Source organism: Janthinobacterium sp. AD80 (genome assembly GCF_002878455.1).
Classification (GTDB): domain Bacteria; phylum Pseudomonadota; class Gammaproteobacteria; order Burkholderiales; family Burkholderiaceae_D; genus Janthinobacterium.
In genome coordinates this window covers 1-8,134 of sequence record NZ_NRDQ01000256.1, presented here as the reverse complement: position 1 = coordinate 8,134, position 8,134 = coordinate 1, and the positions used below count along the sequence as shown (strand labels likewise).

Below are 8,134 nucleotides of genomic sequence, written 5' to 3'. Positions count from 1 at the left end.
CTCGAGCTGCGCCAGCGAGGCGGCCGCCGAGCGCAGCGGGCCGGCCGCGTCGGCGATGGCGCCGGCCAGCTGTTCTTCATTCAGGCTCAATAGCATATATCGTTCGCGCATGCGCAGCTGCTGGTTCAGCAGCACTTGCCGCAGGCGGCGCAGCACGGCGTCGCGGCTGGTGCGCAGGCTGGCGAAAGGGTCACTGCCCAGCAGCACCTGGTGGCGCGCGATGATGTCGGCGAACTTGACGGCGAAGGCATCGGCGGCGGGCGCCAATTCGTTTTCTTGCAGGAACATCACCTGCAGGTCGATGGCGGCATGCGCCAGGCGCAATGGCCCGCGCAGCGCATCGGCCGCTGCCGGCGTAAAGCGCTTGAGCAGCAACAGCAGGTTGACGTCGGAGGTGGCGCGCAACTGGCCGTCGGCGGCCGAGCCAAACAGCACGGCGGCGGCCAGGTCGGCGCCGAAGGCGCTTTGCGCGGCGGCGACGAATAGTTCCAGGTGGCGTTGTATATCTTCCGGCAGTGGCGGCGGCATGGAGGCTTCCTTCATGTTGGGCAGGCAGGCTGTTCAATAATTTACAATATAGCAAAAATATCGCGCCCTGCGCGCACCGCCCCCGCCGGCGCCAGGTTCCGCCGGCTCAGGCCATCAGGCCAGCACGTTCAGCAAGCCATCGAGGCCGACGAAGTTGAGCGCCACATCGGCCTGCGAGCGCACCACGGGCTTGGCGCGGAATGCCACCGACAGGCCGGCGATGCCCATCATTTTCAGGTCGTTGGCGCCGTCGCCCATGACGATGGCTTCGGAAGGCGCAATGCCCATCTCCTTGCACACGCGCTCCACCGTGCGCTGCTTTTCTTCCGCATCGACGATACCGCCCAACACCCGGCCCGTCAGCTTGCCGTCAACGATTTCCAGTTCATTCGCATGCGTGTAGTCGAGGCCCAGGCGCGCTTTCAGGCGCTCGGTGAAGAAGGTGAAGCCGCCCGACACCAGCAGGGTTTTCAGGCCGGCCTTTTGCACGGCCGCCAGCATGGCTTCCGCGCCCAGCGAGAGTTTCAAGCGCTCGTCGTAGACACGCTGCAGGGCCGACGCGTCGAGGCCTTCGAGCAGGGCCACGCGCTGTTTCAGGCTGGCGGCAAAATCAAGTTCGCCGCGCATGGCCGCTTCCGTGATGGCGGCCACCTGCGGTTTCAGGCCCTGCATGTCGGCGATTTCATCGATGCACTCGATGGTGATCAGGGTCGAATCCATGTCCATCGCCACCAGTTTGAATTCGCTCAGTTCGCGCTGGCCCATCATGTAGGTGGCGTCCAGTTGCGCCGCCTGCGCCGCCACTTCGATGGTCGGGCGCAGCGCGGGCGAGTAGGCGATCTGCTCGCAGCGCACGGCGTTCGGGCCCAGGCGCGTGATGGACGTCGGCGCGGCCAGCGCGGCGATGCGTTCGAGGCGCGCGCTGTCGCCGTCCAGGCCTTGCAGGATCAGATTCATGGTGATGGTCTTGGTATTGGTCATGGGTCAGCCCTGCATAAATGATGAAAATAGTCTAAAGCGTCAATTGCTTGATGGTGGTCTTGATCTGCGTTACGCGCGCGGCCAGGTCCGGCATGGCGGCCGTGATTTTCAGCTTGTCCTGGCCATGCAGCTTGATATGGCGGTTCTTCTGGATCAAGTCGATGATGCGCATCGGATCGATCGGCGGCTTGGCCATGAATTGCAGGGTGGCCGCCTCGCCATGCACGTCGATCTTGACGATGCCCACGGTTTTCGCCGCGATGCGCAAACGGTGCGTCTCGATCAGCGCTTTTACCGCGTCGGGCAGCTTGCCGAAGCGGTCGATCAGTTCCTCCTGGATATCGTCGATCTTCTCCTGCGTGGCGCAGTTGGCCAGGCGCTTGTAGATCGACAGGCGCTCGTGCACATCGCCGCAGAAGTCGGCCGGCAGCAGGGCCGGCACGTGCAGGTTGATCTCCGTGGTCGACGCCAGCGGCGCCGCCAGGTCCGGCTCCTTGCCCGCTTTCAGCGAGCGCACGGCTTCGTTGAGCATGTCCGAATACAGCTGGAAGCCGATTTCCGTCATCTCGCCGGACTGGCTTTCGCCCAGCACTTCGCCGGCGCCGCGGATTTCCAGGTCGTGCATGGCCAGGTAGAAGCCGCTGCCCAGTTCTTCCATCTGCTGGATGGCGTCCAGGCGGCGCTGCGCCAGCTTGGACAGGCCCTGCACGTCGTGCACCAGCAAATAGGCGTAGGCCTGGTGGTGCGAGCGTCCCACCCTGCCGCGCAGCTGGTGCAGCTGCGCCAGGCCGAACTTGTCGGCGCGGTGCATGATGATGGTGTTCGCCGTCGGCACGTCGATACCGGTTTCAATGATGGTCGTGCACAGCAGGATATTGAAGCGCTGGGCGACGAAATCGCGCATGACCTTTTCCAGGTCGCGCTCGTGCATCTGGCCGTGCGCCACGGCGATGCGCGCCTCGGGCAGCAGTTCCGTCAGCATGGCCAGGCGGTTCTGGATGGTTTCCACTTCATTGTGCAGGAAGTAGATCTGGCCGCCGCGCTTGAGTTCGCGCAAGCACGCTTCGCGGATGATCGCCTCGCCTTCGCTGCGGACAAACGTCTTGATGGCCAGGCGCTTTTGCGGCGCCGTGGCGATGATGGAAAAGTCGCGCAAGCCTTCCAGCGCCATGCCCAGGGTACGGGGAATCGGCGTGGCCGTCAGGGTCAGCACGTCCACTTCCGCGCGCAGCGCCTTTAACGCTTCCTTCTGGCGCACGCCGAACCTGTGTTCCTCGTCGATGATGACGAGACCAAGGCGGGTAAACTTCACGTCGTCGGACAGCAGTTTATGCGTGCCGATGACGATGTCGATGGTGCCGTCGGCCATGCCCTTGAACGCTTGCGTGATCTCCTTGCCGGTGCGGAAGCGCGACAATTCGGCGATGCGCACGGGCCAGTCGGCGAAACGGTCGGCGAAGGTTTGCGCGTGCTGTTCGGCCAGCAGGGTGGTGGGCGCCAGGATGGCCACCTGCTTGCCGCCCATGACGGCGATGAACGCGGCGCGCAGCGCCACTTCCGTCTTGCCGAAGCCGACGTCGCCGCACACCAGGCGGTCCATCGGTTTGCCCGAGGTCATGTCCTTGATGACGTTGTGGATGGCCTCGGCCTGGTCCGGCGTTTCCTCGAAGCCGAAGCTGTCGGCGAAGCGCTGGTAGTCGTGCGCGGAGAATTCAAACGCATGGCCCTGGCGCAGCGCGCGGCGGGCGTACAGGTTGAGCAGCTCGGCGGCCGTGTCGCGCACCTGTTCGGCCGCGCGTTTTTTGGCTTTTTCCCACTGCCCGGAACCGAGCGAATGCAGCGGCGCGTCTTCCGGCGAAGCGCCTGAATAGCGGGAAATGACGTGCAGCTGCGACACGGGCACATACAGTTTCGTGTCCTTGGCGTACTCCAGGTGCAAAAATTCCGTCTCGCCTTCGCCCAGGTCCATGCTGGTCAGGCCCATATAGCGCCCGATGCCGTGGTTGATATGCACCACCGGGTCGCCGATTTTCAGCTCCGACAGGTCGCGCACCATCGACTCGACCTGCGTCACGCCTTCCTGTTTTTTTGTACCGACCCGGCGCCCGGAACCGGCGTACAGCTCTGTTTCCGTGACGAAGGCCAGGTTGCCCTCGGGCCGGAACAGTTCGAAACCGGCGTGCAGCGGCGCCACGCCCAGCATCAACCTGGCATCGGACTGCAAAAAGCCGTCGCAGCCTTCGACGGGCGTGAGGTGCAGGTCGTATTCGGTGAAGTACTGCTGCAGGGTTTCGCGGCGGCCGTTCGATTCGGCACAGATCATCACGCGGCGGCCCGCCTGCAGCAGGTAGCTGCGCAGGTTCGCCAGCGGATCGTCGGCGCGGCGGTTGACGGCGATGTTCGGCACGGGCGCCGACAGCTCGGACGCCAGCGCATCGTTCGATTTGCTGATCGCCAGGCGCGGATACGGCTTGGCCAGGCCGAAGAACTGCTCGTCGGAGAGGAACAGCGATTCGGGCGGCAGGATCGGCCGCTCGCGGTCCGCCTTCAGGAAGCGGTAGCGCGACTGCGTATCCGTCCAGAAGCGCCCGATGGCCGCGTCGATGTCGCCCACCAGGGCCAGCGTGGCGTCTTGCGGCAGGTAGTCGAACAGGGTGGCGGTCTGCTCGAAGAACAGGGGCAGGTAGTATTCGATACCGGCCGAGGCGATGCCGCTGCTGATGTCCTTGTAGACCACCGAGCGCGACGGGTCGCCCTCGAACTGTTCGCGCCAGCGGTTGCGGAAGGTGGTGCGCGCCGCTTCATCCATGGGAAATTCGCGGCCCGGCAGCAGGCGCACTTCGTGCACGGGATACAGCGAGCGCTGGGTGTCGGCGTCAAACGTGCGGATGGTCTCGATGGTGTCGCCGAACAGGTCGAGCCGGTAGGGCAGGGCCGAACCCATGGGGAACAAATCGAGCAGGCCGCCGCGCACCGAATATTCGCCGGGCGACATCACTTGCGAGACGTGGCTGTAGCCGGCCAGGGTCAGCTGCGCCTTCAAACGCGCCTCGTCGAGCTGTTCGCCCTTCTTGAAGAAGAAGGTGTAGGCCGCCAGGAACGATGGCGGCGCCAGGCGCACCAGCGCCGTGGTGGCCGGCACGATCAAGACGTCGCACTGGCGGTTCTGGATTTCGTGCAGGGTGGCCAGGCGCTCGGAGACCAGATCCTGGTGCGGCGAAAAAGCGTCGTAGGGCAGGGTTTCCCAGTCCGGCAGCAAATGGCAGCGCAGCTCCTTGCCGCCAAACCACGGTATTTCATCGAGCAGGCGCTGGCCATCGCTGGCCTGCGCCACGACCACGGCCAGCATCTGCCCGCGCGACTTCAACTCCAGCGCGGCCAGCGCCAGGGCATAGGCGTCGGATGAACCATACAGGGCGGGCAGCGCAAAGCGGCTGCCGGGTTTGGGGAGGGATTTTGTTAAGTCTAAGGACATGCAGGCGACGACGCTAGTGGCAGAGGCAGTTGAATGGAACAGCAGTGGTACGCGCAGCGCCGCCGGTGACGGCGCTGACAGGCAAGATTATAGACCATCACCTATATCTCCGCGCTTGAGAAAACCGTCGCGAGCGACAGTGATTCGTGGCCGGGAAGCGCAACTGTGCATGAGTACAGTGAGCATCGCAGGCCGCAAAGCGCGCCGCGCAGCAGGTTTTATCCTGCGCGCACATTCGCGATGCCAAAGGGGACATGCACCATCGGTATCGTGCCGCCCACCGATTTCAGGTGGCTCAGCTGGTCGTCGAAGAAGATATGCGGCTTGAACACGCCCAGCACGCGCGACTTGTCCATGCCGCCAAGGAAAAACGTCTCGTCGGCCGCCACGCCCCAGCTTTTCAGGGTCGTCACGACCCGTTCGTGCGACGGCGCGTTGCGCGCCGTGATGATGGCGATGCGCAGGATCTTCTTGTAGCCGGGATCGCGCCGCTGCGCTTTTTCTTCCAGGCGCTGCATGGTGGCCAGCTTCTGGAACAGGTCGGCCAGCGGGCCGGGACGGTGCGGCGTGCCCACGTTCAGGGTTTCATGGGCGTGGAATTCGTCGACGTCATTGTTGCGCTTGAAAACGGTTTCCGCCTCGTCATCGGCGATCACGCCATCGAAGTCGAAGGCCACGCGCAATTCCTCGTCGCTCTCGTCGTCTTCCGTGCGCGACGGCAGCACCAGGCCGGCCGGATACTCGCAGGCCAGCGCGCTGCGCACATCGTCTTCATTCGCGCTGAGGAACAGCGACGCATTGAAGGCGGGCAGGTAGGGGTAGGGCGACTTGCCCGTCATGAAGGCGGCGCGCGAGATGTCCAGGCCGTAGTGGGCGATCGAGTGCATGACGCGCAAGCCCGTTTCCGGCGAATTGCGCGAAAACAGCACCACTTCCACGGGCGACTGGCGCGGATAGTGTTTGTTGATGTTCAGGAAGCGGCGGATGAAAGGGAAGGCCACGCCGCGCGGCAGCACCTCGGCTATATGCGTTTCCTGATACTTGCGGTATTCCTCCGGGCCGCTGTCGAGGTAGACCTGGTGCGATTCCGACAAGTCGAACAGCGCGCTCGAAGCGACGCCGATCACCAGTTTGTGTTCGATAGGATAAGCCATGGTGTCCCTGTTGTTTGCTTGCTGACCATCTTATACGACTATTAACTGCGCAGCCAATAGGCGCGGAGCAGGAATCGTTGCACCAAAGCAGGGCATCGGACTCCTTTTCGATGCCACTGTGCAAGGCACGCCACAGTCAGGAAAGAAATATTGATTTGTATCAAGTATGCAGCAGCCAGCGCGCGCATTTTCCACTATGCTTCTATTATTGAATCTCGCCAATTGTAACGAAGCGTACGCCCCATCCCCGCCGCCTTTATACAAGTGTCAGCTGTTTTACTCGAACATGCCAGCCCCAACTTCGCCAGCAATCTTCGTGACTTTATAAAGGACCTAGCCATGTTTAAGAATTTACTGATCAAATGGAAGTTGGCGACCCTCGTTGCCGTGATGATGGCGGCCCTGCTGGTGGTCGGCATCAGCGGCTATACGGGCATCGCCACCGTGGGCAACGCCGTCAATGAAATTGGCGTGGTGCGCCTGCCATCGATCCAGGGCTTGCTGATGATGAATGAAGGCCAGACGGCCGTCGCCGCCGCGACCCTGACGGCGGCCATCTATGAAAACAATTACCAGGCACAGGACAAATTTGCCGAAGCGCTGCAGCTGCGCACGCGCGCCTGGACCAATATCGAGGCGGGGCGCAAGCTGTACGAGCCGCTGCCGCAAACCCCTGCGGAAGCCGTGCTGTGGCAGCGCTTCCAGGGCGAGTGGACGGCCTGGAAGGCGGACGACGACAAAGTGCGCGCCATCCTGCGCCAGCTGGCCGACAACCGCGACGAGCAGCGCCAGAAAGCGCTGTTCGTGGACTTCTACAAGCAGTACCAGGATTCGCGCGCGTTGTTCAGCAAAGCCGAAGCGAGCCTGAACGAGATCATCAAGCTCAATAACGGCGTGGCCGAGGCCAGCGTTAAGGCGGGCGGCGCGGCCGTGGTGCGCTCGGAAAGCCTGATGGTGATCCTGGCGCTGCTGGCGTCGGCCATCGGCATCGCCTGCGCCGCCTACATCACGCGCGCCATCACGCAGCCGATCAATTCGGCCGTGAAAGTGGCGCAAACGGTGGCCTCGGGCGACCTGACCAGCCAGATCGAGGTGCACACGACGGAAGAAACGGGCCAGCTGCTGCAGGCGCTGAAAGACATGAATTCCAGCCTGGTGAACATCGTCGGCCGGGTGCGCGGCGGCACGGAAACCATCGCCACGGCGTCGTCGCAGATCGCCAGCGGCAACCTGGACCTGTCCTCGCGCACGGAAGAACAAGCCAGTTCGCTGGAAGAGACGGCGTCGTCGATGGAAGAGCTGACGTCGACCGTGCGGCAGAATGCCGACAACGCCCAGCAGGCCAACCAGCTGGCGCTGAGCGCTTCGGGCGTGGCGGTGAAGGGCGGCGAGGTGGTGGGCAAGGTGGTCGAGACCATGGATGCCATCAACGACTCGTCGCGCAAGATCGTCGACATTATTTCCGTCATCGACGGCATCGCCTTCCAGACGAATATTCTCGCCTTGAACGCGGCCGTGGAAGCGGCGCGCGCGGGCGAACAGGGACGCGGCTTTGCCGTCGTGGCGACGGAAGTGCGCAACCTGGCGCAGCGCTCGGCCGCCGCGGCGAAAGAGATCAAGACCCTGATCGGCGACTCCGTGGTGGCGGTGGACGCGGGCAGCAAGCTGGTGGCCGAGGCGGGCAGCACGATGGCGGAAATCGTCTCCAGCGTGCAGCGCGTGACGGACATCATGGCCGAAATCAGCCTGGCCACGCAGGAGCAAAGCTCGGGCATCGACCAGATCAACCAGGCCATCGGCCAGATGGACCAGGTGACGCAGCAGAATGCGGCCCTGGTGGAAGAGGCGGCCGCCGCGGCCGAATCGCTGCAGGAGCAATCGGGCCAGCTGGCGGGGTGGTCAGCGTGTTCAAGCTCGATGGCATGCAGGTGGCGCAGGTGGCGTCCGCTGGCCAGCCGCGCAAGGCGGCGGCGCCCGTGCGCCCGCTGCGTCCAGC

General features: G+C 63.8%; 3 protein-coding genes and 2 pseudogenes. 1 reads left to right on the top strand and 4 read right to left on the bottom strand.

Going from position 1 to position 8,134, the window contains the following annotated elements:
* From JaAD80_RS31935 to JaAD80_RS28150, 4 genes and pseudogenes are all read right to left on the bottom strand, one after another.
* Positions 1–528: pseudogene (locus tag JaAD80_RS31935) on the bottom strand (hypothetical protein); the annotation flags it as partial.
* 114 nt (positions 529–642) lie between these two features.
* Positions 643–1,485 (bottom strand): phosphoserine phosphatase SerB, encoded by an 843-nt coding sequence (gene serB / locus JaAD80_RS28160; protein WP_102299453.1) that lies wholly within the window; start codon positions 1,483–1,485, stop codon positions 643–645.
* A gap of 55 nt (positions 1,486–1,540) precedes the next feature.
* Positions 1,541–4,984, bottom strand: a complete 3,444-nt coding sequence (gene mfd / locus JaAD80_RS28155) for a transcription-repair coupling factor (RefSeq protein WP_102299451.1) — start codon at positions 4,982–4,984, stop codon at positions 1,541–1,543.
* A gap of 218 nt (positions 4,985–5,202) precedes the next feature.
* A complete protein-coding gene (locus JaAD80_RS28150; protein WP_102299449.1) occupies positions 5,203–6,138 on the bottom strand; it encodes a 5'-nucleotidase in 936 nt (311 codons plus the stop codon).
* Positions 6,139–6,477: 339 nt separating this feature from the next.
* Here JaAD80_RS28150 and JaAD80_RS28145 point away from each other — a divergent pair.
* Positions 6,478–8,134, top strand: a pseudogene (locus JaAD80_RS28145) (methyl-accepting chemotaxis protein); the annotation flags it as partial.

Excerpts from the sequence above, each read along its gene's own strand:
- serB (WP_102299453.1), bottom strand. The coding sequence starts at position 1,485 with ATGAATCTGATCCTGCAAGGCCTGGACGGCGACAGCGCGCGCCTCGAA.
- mfd (WP_102299451.1), bottom strand. The coding sequence starts at position 4,984 with ATGTCCTTAGACTTAACAAAATCCCTCCCCAAACCCGGCAGCCGCTTT.
- JaAD80_RS28150 (WP_102299449.1), bottom strand. The coding sequence starts at position 6,138 with ATGGCTTATCCTATCGAACACAAACTGGTGATCGGCGTCGCTTCGAGC.